This is a genomic window from Cellulosimicrobium sp. CpK407 (genome assembly GCF_051844275.1).
Lineage (GTDB): Bacteria > Actinomycetota > Actinomycetes > Actinomycetales > Cellulomonadaceae > Cellulosimicrobium > Cellulosimicrobium cellulans_G.
This window is the reverse complement of the sequence record NZ_JBGNYC010000001.1, coordinates 121,611-136,551: the sequence shown is the minus strand read 5'-3', so window position 1 is coordinate 136,551 and position 14,941 is coordinate 121,611. Positions and strand designations below refer to the sequence as shown.

15 protein-coding genes are annotated in these 14,941 nt (G+C 75.4%); 5 read left to right on the top strand and 10 right to left on the bottom strand.

What is annotated here, in order from left to right:
- The first annotated feature begins 3 nt into the window (after nucleotides 1-3).
- Genes cydB through cydC form a run of 3 tightly spaced genes read left to right on the top strand, consistent with a single transcriptional unit; the run spans nucleotide 4 to nucleotide 4,723 of the window.
- Entirely contained in the window at nucleotides 4-1,116 is a 1,113-nt protein-coding gene (cydB, locus tag ABWU78_RS00600) for a cytochrome d ubiquinol oxidase subunit II (protein ID WP_439157262.1), read from the top strand.
- Entirely contained in the window at nucleotides 1,113-2,882 is a 1,770-nt protein-coding gene (gene cydD / locus ABWU78_RS00595; protein ID WP_353708887.1) for a thiol reductant ABC exporter subunit CydD, read from the top strand. Before cydB ends, cydD begins: the two co-directional genes overlap by 4 nt.
- Entirely contained in the window at nucleotides 2,879-4,723 is a 1,845-nt protein-coding gene (gene cydC / locus ABWU78_RS00590) for a thiol reductant ABC exporter subunit CydC (protein WP_353708886.1), read from the top strand. Before cydD ends, cydC begins: the two co-directional genes overlap by 4 nt.
- Nucleotides 4,724-4,814: 91 nt before the next feature.
- On the opposite strand, the gene ABWU78_RS00585 is transcribed toward cydC, so the two are convergent.
- From ABWU78_RS00585 to ABWU78_RS00575, 3 genes are read right to left on the bottom strand one after another with little or no spacing between them, the layout of a single operon-like run.
- Nucleotides 4,815-6,218 carry a dipeptidase gene (locus ABWU78_RS00585; protein WP_353708885.1) on the bottom strand — a complete coding sequence of 468 codons (1,404 nt, stop codon included), beginning with the start codon at nucleotides 6,216-6,218 and terminating at the stop codon, nucleotides 4,815-4,817.
- Nucleotides 6,215-6,748, bottom strand: coding sequence for a hypothetical protein (locus tag ABWU78_RS00580; RefSeq protein ID WP_353708884.1), 534 nt, complete (start codon nucleotides 6,746-6,748; stop codon nucleotides 6,215-6,217). The genes ABWU78_RS00585 and ABWU78_RS00580 overlap by 4 nt, the downstream gene beginning before the upstream one ends.
- Nucleotides 6,745-8,232, bottom strand: a complete 1,488-nt coding sequence (locus ABWU78_RS00575) for an APC family permease (protein WP_253050461.1) — start codon at nucleotides 8,230-8,232, stop codon at nucleotides 6,745-6,747. Before ABWU78_RS00575 ends, ABWU78_RS00580 begins: the two co-directional genes overlap by 4 nt.
- 252 nt (nucleotides 8,233-8,484) lie before the next feature.
- Between ABWU78_RS00575 and ABWU78_RS00570 the strand changes: the two genes are divergently transcribed.
- Entirely contained in the window at nucleotides 8,485-9,426 is a 942-nt protein-coding gene (locus ABWU78_RS00570; protein WP_353708883.1) for an NAD(P)-dependent oxidoreductase, read from the top strand.
- Between the two features lie 61 nt (nucleotides 9,427-9,487).
- Here ABWU78_RS00570 and mutM read toward each other — a convergent pair whose 3' ends face one another.
- From mutM to coaD, 6 genes are all read right to left on the bottom strand, one after another.
- Nucleotides 9,488-10,453, bottom strand: a complete 966-nt coding sequence (gene mutM / locus ABWU78_RS00565) for a bifunctional DNA-formamidopyrimidine glycosylase/DNA-(apurinic or apyrimidinic site) lyase (protein ID WP_353708882.1) — start codon at nucleotides 10,451-10,453, stop codon at nucleotides 9,488-9,490.
- A complete protein-coding gene (gene rnc / locus ABWU78_RS00560; RefSeq protein WP_253050467.1) occupies nucleotides 10,446-11,204 on the bottom strand; it encodes a ribonuclease III in 759 nt (252 codons plus the stop codon). Before rnc ends, mutM begins: the two co-directional genes overlap by 8 nt.
- Nucleotides 11,205-11,209: 5 nt before the next feature.
- Nucleotides 11,210-11,404 (bottom strand): 50S ribosomal protein L32, encoded by a 195-nt coding sequence (rpmF, locus tag ABWU78_RS00555; RefSeq protein ID WP_021482203.1) that lies wholly within the window; start codon nucleotides 11,402-11,404, stop codon nucleotides 11,210-11,212.
- Between the two features lie 2 nt (nucleotides 11,405-11,406).
- Nucleotides 11,407-11,925, bottom strand: coding sequence for a YceD family protein (locus ABWU78_RS00550; protein WP_439157295.1), 519 nt, complete (start codon nucleotides 11,923-11,925; stop codon nucleotides 11,407-11,409).
- 325 nt (nucleotides 11,926-12,250) lie between these two features.
- Nucleotides 12,251-12,850 (bottom strand): hypothetical protein, encoded by a 600-nt coding sequence (locus tag ABWU78_RS00545; RefSeq protein WP_439157261.1) that lies wholly within the window; start codon nucleotides 12,848-12,850, stop codon nucleotides 12,251-12,253.
- Complete coding sequence (coaD, locus tag ABWU78_RS00540) at nucleotides 12,847-13,347, bottom strand: pantetheine-phosphate adenylyltransferase (protein WP_253050469.1); 501 nt, start codon at nucleotides 13,345-13,347, stop codon at nucleotides 12,847-12,849. The genes ABWU78_RS00545 and coaD overlap by 4 nt, the downstream gene beginning before the upstream one ends.
- 87 nt (nucleotides 13,348-13,434) lie before the next feature.
- Here coaD and ABWU78_RS00535 point away from each other — a divergent pair, with 87 nt between their 5' ends.
- Nucleotides 13,435-14,178 carry a GNAT family N-acetyltransferase gene (locus ABWU78_RS00535; protein ID WP_439157260.1) on the top strand — a complete coding sequence of 248 codons (744 nt, stop codon included), beginning with the start codon at nucleotides 13,435-13,437 and terminating at the stop codon, nucleotides 14,176-14,178.
- A 109-nt stretch (nucleotides 14,179-14,287) separates the two neighbouring features.
- On the opposite strand, the gene rsmD is transcribed toward ABWU78_RS00535, so the two are convergent.
- The gene (gene rsmD / locus ABWU78_RS00530) at nucleotides 14,288-14,911 is read right to left on the bottom strand and encodes a 16S rRNA (guanine(966)-N(2))-methyltransferase RsmD (RefSeq protein WP_253050473.1); all 624 of its coding nucleotides are present in this window, start codon (nucleotides 14,909-14,911) and stop codon (nucleotides 14,288-14,290) included.
- Nucleotides 14,912-14,941 lie beyond the last annotated feature (30 nt).

Sequence of the window (14,941 nt, the reverse complement as noted above, 5' to 3'; positions counted from 1 at the left end):
ACCGTGGATCTCGCCGTCGTCTGGTTCGTGCTCATCGCGGTCCTGTGGACCGGCTACCTCGTGCTCGAGGGCTTCGACTTCGGGGTCGGCATGCTGCTGTCGATCCTCCCGCGCGGGGACAAGGAGCACCGCGAGAAGGAGCGCCGCGTCCTCATCAACACCATCGGCCCCGTCTGGGACGGGAACGAGGTCTGGCTGCTCACCGCGGGCGGCGCGACGTTCGCCGCGTTCCCCGAGTGGTACGCGACCCTCTTCTCCGGCTTCTACCTGCCGCTCCTGCTCATCCTCGTCGCGCTCATCGTGCGCGGCGTCGCGTTCGAGTACCGCGGCAAGATCCGCGACGAGGGCTGGGCGCGCCGCTGCGACGTCGCGATCCAGGTCGGGTCCTGGGTGCCCGCCGTGCTGTGGGGCGTCGCGTTCGCCAACCTCGTGCGCGGCGTGCAGCTCGACGCCGACCACCAGTTCGTCGGCGGGTTCTTCTCGCTCCTGTCGCCGTTCGCGCTGCTCGGCGGCCTCGTCACGCTGAGCCTCTTCCTGCTGCACGGCTCGGTGTTCGTCGCCCTGAAGACCGACGGCGAGATCCGCGCCCGGGCCCGGCAGCACGCCTCGGTCTTCGGCGTCGCGGCGCTGGTGCTCGCGGGCGGCTGGGCCGTGTGGGCGCAGGTCGCGTACTCCGTGCCGTGGACGTGGGCCGCGGTCGTGGTGGCGGCCGGCGGCCTCGTCGCGGCGCTCGTCGCCAACCGGCGCGGCGCCGAGGGGTGGGCGTTCATCGCCTCCGCCGTGACGATCGTCGCGGCCGTCGTGCTCATCTTCGGCTCGATGTACCCCGACGTCATGCCCGCCGTCGACCCCGCGAACTCGCTGACGATCCACAACGCGTCGTCCACGGACTACACGCTCACGGTGATGACGTGGGTCGCGGTGATCCTCACGCCGCTCGTCATCGCCTACCAGTCGTGGACCTACTGGGTGTTCCGCCGCCGACTGTCCACGAAGGACATCCCCGCGCCCGTCGGCCTCTCGCTCAAGAAGGTCCGCGAGGCGGCGTTCGGCGGTGCGTCCTCCGGTGGCTCGGCCGGACGCAGCCTCGGGACCGGCGGGTCGGGAGACGCGTGAAGCCGCTCGACCCGCGGCTCCTGCGCCACGCGCGGGCCGCGCGAGGGTACGTCGTCCTGACGGCGGTGCTGGGGTTCGCCACGGCGGCCCTGGTCGTCGCCCAGGCGGTCGTCCTCGCGTCGGTCCTCGCGCCGGCGATCCAAGGGACGGCCGACCTGGCCGACCTCGGGCCGCGGGTCGGACTGCTCGCCGGGGTCGTCGCGGCCCGGGCGGCGACGTCCTGGGCGCAGGAGCGGTTCGCGCTGCGCGCCGCGACCCGGACCGTGGCCGAGCTCCGCGAGCAGGTCGTCACGCACGCCGTGGCCCTCGGGCCGCGGTGGCTCGCGTCCGGGCGTGGGCCCGAGGTCGCCACGCTCGCGACGCGCGGGCTCGACGCACTCGAGCCGTACATGGTGCGCTACCTGCCCCAGCTCCTTCTCGCCGCGACGGTCACGCCCGCGACGCTCGCCGTCGTGCTCGGCCTCGACTGGGTCTCGGCGGTGATCGTCGCCGTGACCATCCCGCTCGTCCCGCTCTTCATGGTCCTCGTGGGTCGGCTCACCGCCGGGACGTCGGAGCGCCGTCTGGTCGTCATGCAGCGGCTTGGCGCCCAGGTGCTCGACCTGCTCGCGGGCCTGCCGACCCTGCTCGCGTTCGGCCGCGCGCGCGGGCCCGAGCGGCGCGTGCGGGCGCTCGGCGAGGCCAACCGGCGCGCGACCATGGGCACGCTGCGCATCGCCTTCCTCTCCGGCATGGTCCTCGAGCTCCTCACGACGCTGTCGGTGGCCGTCGTGGCCGTGGGCGTCGGACTGAGGCTGGTGCACGGGGGCATGGAGCTCGAGCCCGCGCTCGCGGTGCTCGTGCTCGCGCCCGAGGTGTACCTGCCGCTGCGCCAGGTCGGGCTGCACTTCCACGCCTCGACCGACGGCATCGCCGCGGCCGAGCAGGCGTTCGCGATCCTCGACGAGGAGGCCACCGAGCCCGGGACCGTCCCCGCGCCGCCGCTCGCCGGCGCGGCGATCGCCCTGCGCGGCGTGAGCGTCCGCGCCGGCGACCGCGACGTGCTGGCACCGGCCGGCCTCGACCTGGACCTCGCACCCGGGACGTCCGCAGGCCGCGTCGTGGCCCTCACCGGCCCCAGCGGCGCCGGGAAGACGACGACGGCGCTCGTCCTGCTCGGGCTCGTCCGCCCCGACCGCGGCACCGTCACGATCACCGCGTCCGGGCGGGCGGTCGACCTCGCCGACCTCGACCCGGCCACGTACTGGTCCCAGGTCGCCTGGCTCCCCCAGCGGCCGGTGCTCGCCCCGGGACGTCTGCGCGACGTCGTCGCGGGCGGCCTGCCCGTGGGCGACGCCGACCTCGACCGTGCCGCGCGCACCGCGGGCCTCGACTCCGTCCTCACGACGCTGGCCGACGGCTGGGACACCGAGGTGGGACGCGGCGGCGTCGGCCTGAGCGTGGGCCAGCGGCAGCGGGTCGCGCTCGCCGCGGCCCTGCTCGGCGACCCCGCGCGCGTCCCGCTCGTCGTGCTCGACGAGCCCACGGCGCACCTCGACGCGCGCGGGGAGCAGGTCGTGCTCGACGCGGTTCGGGCCTTCCGCGACCAGGGCCGGACCGTCGTGGTCGTCGCGCACCGCGCGTCGCTCGTCCGGGCGGCGGACGAGGTCGTCGAGGTCCGCGCGACGCCGCTCGACGACCCGGCCCTCCCCGAGCACGCTCGGCACGAGGACGCCGCCTCGCCCGCCCCTGCCGCGGCCGCGCCGACCGACGGGAGGCACCCGTGACCGGGCCCCGCGACCGCCTCGCGAACGACCCGCTGTGGCGTGCCGTCGGGCTGCTCGACGTGCGCTGGCGCCGCGTCGTCTGGGCCGTCGTGCTCGGCACGCTCTCGCTCGGGAGCGCCGTCGGCCTCGCCGCCGTCGCCGCGTGGCTCATCGCCCGCGCCTCGCAGATGCCTCCCGTCCTCACCCTGTCGGTCGCGGTCGTCGCCGTGCGCGCGTTCGGCATCTCGCGCGGCGTCTTCCGCTACCTCGAACGCCTCGCCTCGCACGACGTCGCGCTGCGCGGCATGGCCGCCCTGCGCGCGAACCTGTACACCGCACTGGCGGAGGGCTCCCCGGGCGCGCTCGTCGGGCTGCGGCGCGGAGACCTGCTCGCGCGGGTCGGGGCGGACGTCGACGCGGTGGGCGACGTCGTCGTGCGCGCGCTCGTCCCCGCCGGTGTCGCGCTGGCGATCTCGGTGGGATCCGTGGTGCTCGTCGGGGCGTTCCTGCCCGCCGCGGGCGTCGCGCTCGCGCTGTGCCTGCTCCTCGCCGCGGTCGTCGCGCCGTGGCTCTCCGCACGGTCGGCGCGCGAGGTCGAGGCGCGCGGCGCGACGACGCGCGCGGCGATGACCGCGACGACGCTCGAGATCCTCGAGCAGTCCGGCCCGCTCGCCGTCTCGGGCCGCCTCGACGCGCGCCTCGCCGACCTCCGCGCGAGCGACCGCGCCCTCGCCCGGGTGACCGACGACGGCGCCCGGCCCGCCGGGGTCGCCGCCGGGATCGCGGCGCTCGCCGTCGGCCTCGCCGTGCTCGCGTCGCTCCTGCTCGGCATCCCGGCCGTGACGGCCGGGACGCTCGCGCCCGTGGAGCTGTCGGTCATCGTGCTCACGCCGCTCGCGGTGTTCGAGGCCGCGAACGCCCTGCCCGCCGCCGCCGTCCAGCTCCACCGCTCGCGCCAGGCCGCGGCGCGCGTCGTCGCGCTCCTCGACGGCTCCGCACCCCGCGTCACGACGGCTGCCCCCGCCGCGGACGCGTCCGTCCCCGGTCCGGCGGAGCCGTCGTCCCCCGAGCAGGCGTCGCTCGCGCTCGACGACGTCGCGGCGGGCTGGCCGGGCGCGGCGCGCGTCGTCGTGGCGGGGGCGGACCTCGACCTGCGCCCCGGGCGCGCGGTCGCGGTCGTCGGTCCGTCCGGCGTCGGCAAGACGACGCTGCTCGCGACCGCCGCCGGGCTCGTCCCCGCGCTCGCGGGGAGGGTGACGCTCGACGGAACCGACGTGAGCGCCCTCCCCCGCGAGGCCACGGCGCGCGGCGTCGTGCTCGTCGCCGAGGACGCGCACGTGTTCGACACGACGGTGCTGGAGAACCTGCGCGTCGCGCGAGGCGACGTCACGGCCGAGGAGGCCGCGGCGACGCTGCACGACGTCGGCCTGGACGCCTGGCTCGCCGCGCTGCCGGACGGCGTCGAGACGCTGCTCGGCCCGGACGCCACGACCGTCTCCGGCGGCGAGCGTCGTCGTCTGCTCGTCGCGCGGGCGTTGTTGTCACCCGCGCCCCTGCTCCTGCTCGACGAGCCGGCCGAGCACCTCGACGCGACCGGCGCCGACGCGCTCGTGCGGCACCTCGTCGCGACGACCCGCGCGCCGGCGGGCGCGTCGGCCGGAGGTGGCCGACGCGGCGTCGTGCTCGCGACGCACCGGCTCAGCGCGCTCGAGGCGGTCGACGAGGTGCTGCTCCTCGGTGTCCCGGACGGCGCGCCGGACGACGCCCCGGCGCGCGTCGTCGCGCGCGGGACGCACGCCGAGCTGCTCGGGCTCCCCGCCTACCGGTGGGCGCTCGACCAGGAGACGCCCGCACCGCGGTAGCCCCGAGATCGACCCGTGCGGCCGAGATCGACCCTCCGAGGGTCGATCTGGAGACCGACGGGTCGATCTCGGCCGGTGTCAGTGGTAGCCGTCAGCCTTCGCCGAGGCGCGCGAGGAACAGCGCCTCGCCGACCGCGAGGTTCTCGATCTCGCTCGGTGCGACCGACTCGTTCGGCGCGTGGATGAGGCACGCCGGCTCCTCGACGCCGAGCAGCACGATCTCCGCGTCCGGGTACTGCCCGGCGAGCACGTTGCACAGCGGGATCGAGCCGCCCTGCCCCGCCGTGACCGTCTCGCGCCCGTACGCGTCCGCGAGCGCCGCCGTGAGCGTGTCGAACACGTGCCCGCTCGTGCGGGCCGCGAACGGCTGCCCGACGGCGTCGCGCTCCACGCGGACGCGCACGCCCCAGGGCGCGTGGGCCTCCAGGTGCGCGACGAGCTTGTCCTGGAGGTCCTGGGCGTCGGAGCCCGGCGGGACACGCAGGTTGAGCCGCGCCGAGGCGCGGGGCTGGATCGCCGCGGCCGAGCCGACGACGCTCGGGGCGTCGATCCCGAGGATCGTCACCACGGGCCGGGCCCAGAGCCGGTCGGCGACGCTGCCCGTCCCGACGAGGCCGACGCCGTCGAGCACTCCCGCGTCGTGGCGGAACTGCTCCTCGTCGTACGCGACGCCGTCCCAGGTCCCGTGGGTGACGGCGTCCGGCACGCCGTCGATCGTCGTGTCGCCGTGCTCGTCGCGCAGGCTCGCGAGCACGGCGACGAGCGCGGCGAGGGCGTCGGGCGCGGCCCCGCCGAACATGCCCGAGTGGATCTCGCCCTCGAGCGCCTCGACGTGCACGACGACGTTCGCCGCGCCGCGCAGCGTCACGGTGAGCGTCGGGAGGCCGAGCTCGGCGTTGCCGGTGTCCTGGACGAGCATCGCGTCGGCCGCGAGCGCCCCCGGGTTCGCCTCGACCCACCGGTCGAGGCCGCCGGTCCCCTGCTCCTCCGAGCCCTCGACGACGAGACGGACGCCGACCGGGTAGTCCTCGCCGCCGAGCGCGCGCAGCGCCCGGAGCGCGGTCAGGTGGGTGACGATGTTCCCCTTGCAGTCGGCGGCCCCACGCCCGTAGAGCCGGCCGTCGCGCTCGGTGAGCTCGAACGGCGGGGTCGTCCACGCGGCGTCGTCGAGCGGCGGCTGCACGTCGTAGTGCGCGTAGAGGAGCACCGTGGGCGCGCCGTCGGGGCCGGGGCGGTGCCCGAGCACGACCTGCGACCCGTCGGGCGTGACCTCGAGCCGTGTGTCGATCCCCTCGGCGCGGAACGCGTCGGCGACCCACTGCGCGGCGCGCTCGCACTCGGCACGGGGGTAGAGGCGCTCGTCGGCGACGGACGGGATGGCGACGAGCGTGCGCAGGTCGTCGAGCGCACGGGGCACCAGGCCCTGGACGGCGGCACGCACCTCCTCGACGTGCCCGGTGGCGCCCGGTCGTGCTCCGGTGCTCGGCTGGCTCACGCGTCCTCCTCGGTCGGGGTGGCGTCGGCGCCCTCGGTGGCGTCGCTGCCCGGCTCGGTCGTGCGGCCGGGGTCGAGGTCGAGCGAGTCGACGTACGCGTCGAACGCGTCGAGCTGGTCGGGGCAGTAGACCTCGATGACGAGCCGGTCGCCCGCGAGGCGGCGCTCGTCGAGGACGGACGGCCGCAGCCCCGGCCCGGCCGCCCCGTTCGCGGCGCCGAGGTTCGCCGTCGCCTCGACGAGGGCCGCCGGGTCCGTGCAGAACCCGCCGCCGTCGTCCCCGAGGACGTCGGCGATGGTCTCCTCGCTGAAGGCCGTGATCCCGATCTCGGCGAAGCGGTCGTGCAGCTCGGCGGCCTTCTGCTCGGCCTCGCGTGCGTCGCGGTTGGTGCGCACGTCGTGGAACACGGTCACCATGACCGCGCCGAGCGCGACGAGGAGCAGCGCGACGGCGGTGTACGTGACCCACCGCTTGGACGAGACCGGCTCGGGCTCGTGCTCGGGGACGTGGTCCGGGCGCGTCGTGGTCATGCCGCCTCGCCCTCCCCCGCCTCGTCCGCGGCGGCGATGGCCGCGGCCTCCGGGTCCTTCCAGGACGGCTTGCGCAGCAGGTAGAACAGCGCCGGGACGAGCAGGCCGATGATGCCGAGCCCGCCGCCCACGATGAGCACGTACACCCCGACGTTCCCGCTGGAGAACTGGGCCGGCGGCACGAACCCGATGATCATCGCGGCCACCGACGCGCAGAACCCGACGACGCACAGGAGCGTGAGCACGGGCGCTCGGTAGCCGCGCGGGTGGTCGGGTGCGCGACGACGCAGCCGCACCGCCGCGACGAACAGCAGCAGGTACATGACGAGGTACACCTGCGTCGTGATGACGGACAGGATCCAGTAGGCGCTCGACACGTCCGGGATGAACGCGTAGAGGAGCGCGATCCCCGTCGTGATGAGGCCCTGGGTGACGAGGATGTTCTGCTGCACCCCGTGCTTGTTGAGGCGCTGGAGGAACGGCGGGAGGTAGCCCTCCTCGCGCGCGACCGTGAGCAGGCCCTTGGACGGCCCGGCGAGCCACGTGAGCATGCCGCCGAGCGACGCCGCGATGAGCATGAGGCCGAGGATCGGCGTCAGCCAGCTCACGCCGAAGTTGGCGAAGAACGCGTCGAACGCCTGCATGACGCCCGCCGTGAGGCTGAGCTGGTCGGCCGGGATGACCCAGCTGATCGCCACGGCCGGGAGGATGAAGATGACGAGCACGAGCCCGATCGCGAGGAACATCGACCGCGGGAACTCCGTCGAGGGCTTGCGCAGGCTCGTGACGTGGACCGCGTTCATCTCCATGCCCGCGTAGGACAGGAAGTTGTTGACGATGAGCACGAGGGACGCGAGGCCCGTCCAGGCGGGGAGCAGGTGCTGCGCGTCCATCGGCGCGGCCGACGGGTTGCCCTGCCCGAGGAACACGATGCCGAGCACGACGAGGATCGCGGCCGGGATGAGCGTGCCGATGATGAGTCCCCAGCTCGACAGGCCGGCGACCGTCTTGGTGCCCTGCGAGGAGAGCCACACGCCGGTCCAGAAGAGCACGACGATGACGATCGCCACGTACAGCCCGTTGCTGGCGAGGCTCGGGTTGATGACGTACGCGAACGTGCTCGCGACGTACCCGAGCAGGCTCGGGTAGTAGAAAATCGTCATCGCGAACTGGCACCAGACGGCGAGGAAGCCGAGCGGCTTGGACACGCCGTCCGCGACCCACCGGTACACCCCGCCCGACCAGCCGGAGGCGAGCTCGGCGGACACGAGGGACGTCGGCAGCAGGAACACGAGCGCCGGGACGATGTAGAGGAACACCGCCGCGAGTCCGTAGACCGCCATCGTCGGCGCGGCGCGCAGGCTCGCGACCGACGACGTGATCATGAACGCGAGCGTGAGCCACGTGATGTAGTTCTTCGGCGTCCGTGCCGTGATCGCCGCGCGCACCTCCGCGTGCGTCGGCGCGCCCGTGGACGAGCCCATCCCCACCCCCGAAGCCGTGACCCCGCGGGGCCGACCGGGACGGCGCGCGGACGGCGCGTCGTCGGAACACCGCGAACATATCCCCGGCGGCGAGGTCGCGCCTGCGGAAGCGCAGGTGGGACGGGCGAGGCGCCCCCGAGCAGCAGCCGTGCGGCGGCCGGCCGCCCGCCGGACGGCACGGTGGTACGTTCGCGAGGCGGCCCGACCCGCGCCGGGAGGCCGCGACCTCGACGGACCACCCCGGGAGCAGCATTGAAGATCCTCGTGCCCAGCACCATCGCCCTCGACGTGCGCGGCGGCCCGGGAGACCAGGTCGTCCGCTACGACGCCGCGGCACCGCTCGGTCCCGAGGACGCCGACGCCGAGGTGCTCGTGGCGTGGGCGAACACCCCCGCGAACCTCGCGGACGCCGCTGCGCGGCTCACGCGACTGCGCTGGGTCCAGACGCTCGCGGCGGGCCCGGACGCGGTGCTGGCCGCGGGGTTCGGCCCGGACGTGCCGATCACGTCCGGGCGGTCGCTGCACGACGGTCCCGTCGCCGAGCATGCGCTCGCCCTCGTCCTCGCGGCCGTGCGCCGGCTCGACGTGCTCGGGGCGGCGCAGCGCGACCACCGGTGGGACACCGCCGTGAACCGCGCCCAGGCCGACCCCGCGACGGCCGCGCGGTACACGCTCGACGGCGCGCGCGTGACGATCTGGGGTTTCGGCTCGATCGCGGCACGGCTCGCCCCGCTGCTCGCCGCGCTGGGCGCCGAGGTGACGGGCGTCGCGAGCCGCCGTGGCGAGCGCCACGGGTTCCCCGTCATGACCGACGACGACCTCCCCGACGTGCTCGCCTCGACCGACGTGCTCGTCTCCCTGCTCCCCGCGCTCGACGCGACCCGGCACGCGTTCGACGCCGCCCGGATCGACCAGCTCCCCGACCACGCGGTCTTCGTCAACGTCGGCCGCGGCGCCACGGTCGACGAGGACGCGCTCGTCACGGCCCTGCGCGACGGCCGCCTCGGCGGTGCCGCGCTCGACGTCACGGAGACCGAGCCCCTGCCGGAGGCGTCACCCCTGTGGGACGCGCCGCGGCTGATCCTCACGCCGCACGTCGCGGGCAACCGCCCCCAGCGCGCGTCGGACCTCGTGAACGCCAACCTCGACGCGCTCCGCGCGGGCCGCGAGCTCCGCAACGTCGTCCCCCGCTGACCCGGCGACGACGGCGAGACGAACCGGAGTGCCGACGCCGGAGCGGGGGCGGGCCGACGACCTACCAGCGGCCGTTGCGGGGGCGCGGCTGGCACCGCGGGCACGTGTACGACGAGCGGTTCATGAACTCGTCGCGGCGCACCGGCGTCCCGCAGCGCGGGCACGGCTCGCCTTCCTGCCCGTACACCGCGAGCGAGCGCGAGAAGTAGCCGGACTGCCCGTTGACGTTGACGTAGAGCGCGTCGAAGCTCGTCCCACCCTGGGCGAGCGCCTCCGTCATCACCTCGGCCGCGGCGTCGAGCAGGCGGTACGCCTCGGGGCGGCGCAGCGTGTCGGTGGCGCGCGCGTAATGCAGGCGGGCGCGCCACAGCGCCTCGTCGGCGTAGATGTTGCCGACGCCGGACACGACCGTCTGGTCGAGCAGCGCGCGCTTCACGCCGGTCCGACGGCGGCGGATCGCGTCGACGACGTCGTCGCGCCGCAGGGCGGGGTCGAGGAGGTCGCGGCCGATGTGCGCGACCGGGGCGGGCACCGCGGCGAGGTCGGCCCCGAGCCCGCCGGGCGCGCCGTCGGGCGTGGGCACGAGGTCCTGGACGGACAGGTGCCCGAACGTGCGCTGGTCGACGAAGTCGAGCGCGAGCGCGCCCGCCGGGCCGGCGCCGTCAGGCTCGAGCACGAGACGCACGCGCAGGTGCGGCGACCGTTCCCCGAGGCCCGGCCCCGAGCGCACCAGGAGCTGGCCCGACATCCCGAGGTGGGCCAGCAGCGCGGCCGCGGGGCCGTCGTCGGGCCCACCCGTCGGCCCGCCCGTCGACCCGCCCGGCACGAGCGGGAGCCAGAGGAACTTGCCGCGGCGCACCGCGGCGTCGAGCCGCTGGCCGAGGAGCTGGTCCCGGAAGTCGGCCGGGCCGCCGTCGTGGCGCCGCACGCTGTAGTCGCGCAGCACCTCAACGTCGACGACCCGGGAGCCCAGCACGTGGCGGCCGAGCCCGTCGCGGACGGTCTCGACCTCGGGCAGCTCAGGCACCGGCGTCCTCGGCCGCCTCCACCGTCGTGGCCGCGCGCCCGTCGGACGGCTCCGGCTCCGCGCGCTCGGCCGCCAGTGCGCGGTAGGCCCGCTCGGCGGCCTCCTGCTCGGCGTACTTCTTCGCGGTGCCGCTGCCGGTCCCGTAGAGCCGGCCGTCGAGGTGGACGTACGAGGTGAAGACGCGCGCGTGGTCCGGCCCGACGGCGTCGCTCGAGTAGGAGGGGGCGCTGAGCCCTGCGGCGGCGGCGGCCTCCTGGAGCGACGTCTTCCAGTCCAGCCCCGCGCCGAGCCCTGCGGCGGCCGACAGCGTCGGCTCCACGAGACGGAGCACGAGGCCGCGTGCGGGCTCGAGCCCGTGGCTCAGGTAGACCGCGCCGATGATCGCCTCGACCGTGTCCGACAGGATCGAGTCCTTGTCGTTGCCGCGCGTGCGGATCTCGCCCTTGCCGAGCAGCACGTACTGCCCCAGGCCGAGCCGGCGCGCGATCGCGGCGAGCGACTTCTGCGAGACGGTCGCGGCCCGCATCTTGGCGAGCTCGCCCTCGGACAGGTCGGGGTGGCGGCGGTAGAGGGTCTCCGTGACGACAAGGCCCAGGACGGTGTCACCGAGGAACTCGAGACGCTCGTTCGTGGGGATGCCGCCGTTCTCGTGCGCGAACGACCGGTGCGTGAGCGCAAGCACGAGAAGCTCGGGGTCCAGATGGACCCCGAGCTTCTCGAGAAGACCGGATGCCGGTGCAGCCGGTGCCACGCGCCTCAGCCTGCGTGCTCGGTGCGCAGCGCCTCGGCGTACTGGCGGCCCTTGTAGGTACCGCACGTCGGGCACGCCGCGTGCGACAGCTTGTCGCCCTTGCACTGCGGGCAGGTGGTGAGGTTCGCGGCGGTCGTCTTCCACTGCGAACGACGCGCACGGGTGTTGCTGCGCGACATCTTGCGCTTCGGAACAGCCACGGCTAGCTCTCTTTCGTCTCGTCGGACACGTTCGAGGTGTCGAACATGCTCTCCAGCGCCGACCACCGAGGGTCGACAAGTTCGTGGGTGTGGCCCGGGTCGTCCGCCAGGCGCGCACCGCACTCGGAGCACAGCCCCGGGCAGTCCGCTCGGCACACCGGACTGAATGGTAGTGCAGTGACGACCGAATCCCGTAGCGCGGGCTCGATGTCCGCGAGGTCGCCGTCGAGGTCGTACACGTCCTCGGCGTCCTCCAGGTCGTCGCCCGACTCCTCCGCGGCCTTCGCCCGCTCGGGGTAGGCGAAGAGCTCCGCGAGCTCGACCGTGACGTCCTCGTGGACGGTGTCGAGGCAGCGCACGCACTCCCCGACCGCGCGGCCCGTCACCGTCCCGGAGACCAGCACGCCCTCCATGACCGCCTCGAGGCGCAGGTCGAGCTCGAGCTCGCTGCCCTCGGGGATGCCGATGACCGCGGTCCCGAGGTCGGCGGGCGCGGGGACGGTCGCGACGACCGTCCGCATGCTCCCGGGTCGCCGACCGAGCTCGTGCGTGTCGAGCACGAGCGGCGACGTCTTCTCGGCGGTGATGGCGCGCTCCAGGATCGCCAGGCCGCGGGCGTGGGGGCCCGCGGACGGATGGTCAACGATGTCGGGGGCCGACGGCCGCTCGAGGCGACTGCCAGGCACAGGCCGACGCGCGACGCGCCGAGCCAAACATCGATCTTACGTCACGCGACGGCCCGACCGCCACCTGCCACGTCCTGTGGGGAGCCCACGACCCGGCCCGCCGCCGAGCAGCCGGTGGTCGTCGGCACCGCAGACGCTCCGCGCCGGCCCGGTGAGGGACTCAGCGGCCGGTGCGCTCGCGCATCGTCGCCGGGAACGGCGACTCCTCCGGCTCGGCGACGCGGTCCCCGAGGCGGTCCGCGAGCTTGGCGCGGCCGCCCTGGACCTGTGCGAGCAGCTTGCCGAGGTCGACCTCGAAGTCCGCGAGCCTGCGGTCGCAGTAGTCGTCGGCGTCGCGTCGGAGCACGGCCGCGGCCTCCTCGGCCTCGTCGACGATCTCCCGGGCCCGTGACTCCGCCTGCACGACGACCTGCTCCGCCTGCACGAGCTCGATCGCGCGCGCCCGCGCCGTCGTGAGGATCTCCTCCGCCTGCCGGTGCGCGTCCTCCAGCACGGCGTCCGCCTGCGCGAGCACCTCGTCCGCGTGCGCGAGCTGCTCCGGCAGCGCGCCGCGCAGCTCGTCCAGGAGCGCGACCGCGTCGCCCTTGTGCACCAGCACCGACGACGACATGGGCATCGCGCGCGCCGTCTCCACGAGGTGCGTCAGGTCGTCGAGGATCGCGTTCAGCCCGACCTGCGCCTCCTCCGTCGCGCGCTCCTCGTGCGTCACCCGCCGGTCCTGCTGCTCGCTCACGTACCCGGTCCTCCCCGTCGTGCTCACCTGCTGCTCCCCTGCACCCGTGCCAGCGCCGCACGGACGGCGTCGCCCACCCCCGGCGGGACGAGGTCGTCCACCGGTCCCCCGTACCGCGCGATGTCCTTCACGAGCGACGACGCGACGTGCTGCAGCGCGGCGTCGCCCGCGACGAACACGGTCTCGACGCCCGCCAGGTGCCGGTTCATGAGCGCCATCGGCAGCTCGGCGTCGAAGTCCGCGCCACCGCGCAGGCCCTTGACCACGGCGACCGCCCCGATCTCGCGGCAGAAGTCCACCAGGAGCCCCGGCACGACCTCGACGCGGACCCCGTCCAGCCCGGCGTCGTCGACGGCCGCGCGGGCGAGCGCGACGCGCTCGTCGACGCTCAGCAGCGCCGACTTCGACGCGTTCCGTGCGACGCCGACGACGACCTCGTCGAAGAGCGCGCGGGCGCGTCGGACGATGTCGAGGTGGCCCAGGGTGATCGGGTCGAACGACCCGGGACAGACGGCTGTGGTCACCTCGTCACGGTAGTACACGGGAGCGCGCGGACCCCGGCGGCACGGCCGGGCGGGCGCGGATCGGCCCCGCGCGCGACGATGGTCGGCGTGACCGCCCCCGAGGAGCCCGCCGTCGTCCCGCTCGCCACGCCCGAGCTCGTCCGCTCGCTCCACCGCGACGTGCTGACGCCGTCGTTCCCGCCCGCCGAGCTCATGGGCGGGGACGAGCTCGTCGACGCCCACGCGACCGGGCGCCTGCGCAGCCTCGGGGTGGTCGAGGACGGGCGCGTCATCGCCGGCGTCGTCGGCGAGTGGTTCCCCGACGCACGCGTCCTCCTCGTCCTCTACCTCGCGATCGCCCCGGGTCGGCGCGGCGGCGGGGTGGGCGCCCGGCTGGTCGCCGCCGCCCTCGACGACTGGCGCGCGCTCGACCCGCTGCTCGTCGTCGGGGAGGTCGAGCACCCCGCGCACCACGTGGGCAGCGAGGCGCACGGCGACCCGGTCGCGCGGCTGCGGTTCTACGCACGGCTCGGCGCGCGCGTCCTCGCCCTCCCCTACTTCCAGCCCGGCGACGGCCCCGGCGGCGAGCGCGTCCCGGCGCTCCTGCTCGTGTCGTTCCCGCTCGGCCAGGGCACCGCCGACGACGTCCCGGCAGCCCCGCTGCGTGCCTTCCTCGCGGAGAACCTCCGCGGGAGCGAGGGCACGCTCGCCGACGACACCGCGACCCGCCGCCTGCTCGACGCCGCGAGCGGCGACCGCGTCGCGCTCGTCGACCCGGCCGACCCCACCGCCCTCGCGACCGCCCCGGTCGGCCTCCTCGCCCCCTCCGAGACCCACGCCCCACCCCGCTGACCCCCCGCCTCGCCACCGACCAGGCCCTCCCGACACGTCGAGCAGGTGGTTCCGGCGCGTCCGGGTCGCAGGACGCGCCAGAACCACCCGCTCGGCGGTCAGGGGTGGGCTACGGGAGGGCGGGGCCGACGAAGTAGACCGTCGTCTCGCCGTAGTCCTTGCGCGCGACGAGCTCCCAGCCTGTCGGCCAGGCCGGTTCCGGGGTCCGGGTGGAGCGCTCGACGACGACGACGGCGGCCGGGTCGAGGACGCCGGGCGCGGCGAGGTGGGCGAGGACGCGCTCCAGCGCCTCGGCGGTGACGTCGTACGGCGGGTCGACGAGCACGAGGTGGTACGGGCCGTGGCCCGCCCGAACGGAGGCCGGCGTTCCGTCCGCCCCGCCGGCCGGGCGCTGCGCCGCGGCGGCCGCCACGCCGGCGACGAACGCCTCGGCCGGCTGGGCGACGACCCGCACGTCGCGGAGGCCCAGGGCGGCGACGTTGCGTCGGGCGACGTCGGCGGCGACCCGGGCGGAGTCGACGAGCGTCACGTCGGCGGCGCCCCGGCTCGCGGCCTCCAGACCGAGCGCGCCCGAGCCGGCGTAGAGGTCGAGGACGTGCGCGTCGTCGACCACGCCCAGGTGCTCGAGGCGCGAGAAGATCGCCTCGCGGACGCGCTCGCTCGTCGGCCGCGTCCCGCGCGGCGGGACCTGCAGCGTGCGTCCCCCTACCGTCCCCGCCACGATCCTCGTCACGCGCCCAGCCTAGAGCCTGTCGAACGACGG

What these genes read in the sequence shown, in the direction of transcription:
- ABWU78_RS00580 (WP_353708884.1), bottom strand. Translation starts at nt 6,748, where the DNA reads ATGACCACGACGCGCCCGGACCACGTCCCCGAGCACGAGCCCGAGCCG.
- ABWU78_RS00575 (WP_253050461.1), bottom strand. Translation starts at nt 8,232, where the DNA reads ATGGGCTCGTCCACGGGCGCGCCGACGCACGCGGAGGTGCGCGCGGCG.
- ABWU78_RS00550 (WP_439157295.1), bottom strand. Translation starts at nt 11,925, where the DNA reads ATGCGGACGGTCGTCGCGACCGTCCCCGCGCCCGCCGACCTCGGGACC.